The organism is Streptomyces sp. MnatMP-M17 (assembly GCF_900091995.1).
Lineage (GTDB): Bacteria > Actinomycetota > Actinomycetes > Streptomycetales > Streptomycetaceae > Streptomyces.
The window spans coordinates 1-2,939 of record NZ_FMDK01000794.1 but is presented as its reverse complement, the minus strand read 5'-3'; the positions used below and the strand labels follow the sequence as shown (position 1 = coordinate 2,939).

Here is a 2,939-nt window from a genome sequence, read left to right as displayed (position 1 = left end):
GCGGTGTGCGGGGCGGGCGGCGGGACGGTCGGCGCCGCGGTCGTGGACGGAACGGTCACTGTTCCCCCGGTCCCTGTTCGCTCTTCGGTACCACCGGTCTCGACCGGGCGTGGGCCTCGATCAGGCGTGAGCGTAATAAGGGACCACGCGGAGGGCGTCCGGACCTGCCGCGACACGGCGGACACGGCCGGGCACATCCCCCGTTCGGCAGCGGGCCCGTCGCCGGAACCGCCCGCCCGCCGGAACCGTACCGCCGCCGTCCGTAAAGCCGTCCGTCCCGACGGCGGGCGGGCGGCGGTACGGGACGGGACGGGTGGATCAACGGGCGGAGCGCGTCAGGAGCCTCCGGTGTGCACCTGGAAGGCGGCCCGGCGCACGGCCTTGGCGAGGGCCGGATCCGGGTGCGCGGCGGCCAGGGCGACCAGGACCTGGACCGTACGGGGATGGCCGACGGCCCGGACCTCGTCCAGCAGGGCGGGCACATTGCCCTGCACCGCCGAGTCGAGATGGCGGACCAGCAGATCGCTCTCGCCGTGGTCGGCGACGGCCGCCGCGGTGTCCACCCAGAGCCAGGTCGACTCCTCGCGGGTGAGGACATCGGCCGCGTCGTCCGGGTCGGCGCCCTCGTACTCCGCGAGCCAGAGCAGGGCGTAGGGACGCAGCGAGGGCTCGTCGGCCGCTGCCCGCACGCCCGCCTCCGCCGGGGCGCCGACGACGCGCAGCGCCTCGAAGGCCAGTCCGCGCAGGAGCGCGTCCTCGCCTCGGGCGACGGTGAGCAGTTCGGTGACGGCGCTGCCGACGGTACGGGCGGCGAGCCAGGCGCGGTACTCGGCGCGGGCCGGTCCCGGAGTGAGCCGGGCACAGCCGCGCAGCATGTGCTGGGCGGACTGTTCGATATTGCCGGCCGGGCTCTGGGCGGCAACGCAGATCTGCTCCAGCTTGACCCAGACCGCCCAGTTGCCGAGCGGTGTGAGAGTCGCCTGGCCCTTTCCCAGAGTCAGCGCGCCGACGGCGGCCAGGCCTTCGAGGGCCCAGTCGAGCAGCGGAGGCAGCAGGATCTCGTCCGGAGGCTCCGGGGCCGTGGGCTCGGTGGGCGCGGGCTGCGGCCCGTAGGGCACCTCGCAGCGCTCCTCGTGGAGCTCCGCGACACGCTGCCGCAGCAGATCGAGCAGGGCCGGTACGAGCACGGGCCCGGCCGAGAGCTGGAGCAGCGAGAGCACCTGCGGAACGGCTTCGACGACCTCGGCGACCGTGGAGGCCTCGACGTCCTCCGGCGCCGGATGCACCAGCGACCAGGCGTCGAAGAGGGCCACCCAGCCGCGCTGGACGGCGCTGTCGTCGCGGTCCCAGGCCTGGAGCCGCCAGCCGGGCCGTACGGTGCCGCCGTGCAGCTCGACAAGACCGGCCAGCCTGGCCCGGTCCCACCCCGCGCGCACCTGGTCCGGAGTCAACTCCAGCGCCGCGGCGGCCCGTTCCTGCGCGGACGCGCCGAAGGGACCGGCGCCGGAGCCCCGGTCGACGGCGGCCCAGCGGGCGATCCGTACCGCGTCGGCGAGCACCTCCCTGGCCTGGCGGGCCAGCTCCGCGGTGGGCGGAGTGCCCTCGGGCGGCCGAGGTGCCGGCCGGTTGCGTCCGTCGGTCACGGCCCGTCGGGCCGTGGTCAACGGCCGCGGGCGGACGAGTCGGAGTCTGGAGTTGCGCGCCAATTGCTCATCAGGCTTTCGGGACGTCACGGGAGCAGTCTTCCCGGTGACCGCCCGAAAGCCCAAACGGAACCTGTTCCGTCGGTACCGGAACGCGGACAGAGGCCGCCGCGGGCGGCCCGGGACAGGGGTGCGCACGGGACGGAAGAGGCCTGTTGGACGGCTACATGAGAGGGATGAGGAACCGGCGCAGCGCCTCCTCGTAACCGGCCGGATCCGCGTTCCACATCGCGGCGTGCGGAGCGTGCGCGACGGCGTGGAGACTGATCAGTCCGGGACGCAGGGCGGCGAGTTCGCGGGAGGGATCCCAGGAGGCGAGGGTGTCGTCCGGGCCGTGGATGATCAGTGTCGGAACGTTCAGATTGCTCGGATCGGCGGCCTGGAGCAGCCGGCCGCCATGGAGTCCGGTCCTGCCCTGGGCCGCCCGGACGGCAAGCGGCAGCAGCGGGCCGGGGGTGCGGCGGGCGGTGGCGAGGGCCTTCAGGGTGGCCTCCCAGTCCAGTACGGGCGAGTCGAGCACCAGCCCGGAGATCCGCTCGCTGTGCGCGGAGTTGGCGGCGGCGTGCAGGGCCATCGTGGCGCCGGTGGACCAGCCGTAAAGGATCACGCGCTCCGCGCCGTAGCGGACGGCGTACCGGATCGCCGCGTCGAGGTCGCGCCACTCGGAGTCGCCGAGATGACCGAGGCCGTCCGGGGAGCGTGGAGCGCCCGGATCGCCGCGGTAGGCGAGATCGAGCACGGCGACCTGGAGCCCGGCCAGCAGCTCCAGGACGTTCAGCGGATGCTCGCGGGTGGTGCCGAGGCCGTGCACGGTGATCACCCAGGTGTCCCGCGCGCCCGGCACGAACCAGGCGGGCAGGAAGCCGAGTTCGCCCGGGATCCGCTCCTCCCGGTGCTCGATGCCGAGGGCGGTGCCCGGATCGCCGGTGTGGACCTGCGGAGTGAGGCGTACGCGCATGCCCGGGACGAGCGTGCCGTGGCCGACGCGCTCCAGTCTCCGTACGACGGTGTCGGGCGGGTGCCGCACGCCCTCCAGGACCGGTCCGACGACCGCGTGGAGACCTCGGCCCTCGATCCCGTACACGCCCGGGCGCAGGGAGGCGAGACAGCGTGTCAAGGTGATCTGTCCCGCCGCCGTGGAGTGCACGGTGAGCCTCGGATCGCCGGGCAGAGGCCGCCCGGGCGACGCTCTGAGCGCGGCGTCACCGGCGAGCCGGCCGGCCGCGACCGCGGCCG

Annotated in this window: 2 protein-coding genes; both read right to left on the bottom strand. The window is 74.5% G+C overall.

Going from position 1 to position 2,939, the window contains the following annotated elements:
• Window positions 1–335: 335 nt before the first annotated feature.
• The gene (locus GA0115259_RS30775) at window positions 336–1,733 is read right to left on the bottom strand and encodes a hypothetical protein (RefSeq protein WP_370748822.1); all 1,398 of its coding nucleotides are present in this window, start codon (window positions 1,731–1,733) and stop codon (window positions 336–338) included.
• 133 nt (window positions 1,734–1,866) lie between these two features.
• On the bottom strand, window positions 1,867–2,939 hold a 1,073-nt coding region (locus GA0115259_RS30770), incomplete at its 5' end, for an alpha/beta hydrolase (protein ID WP_107469299.1).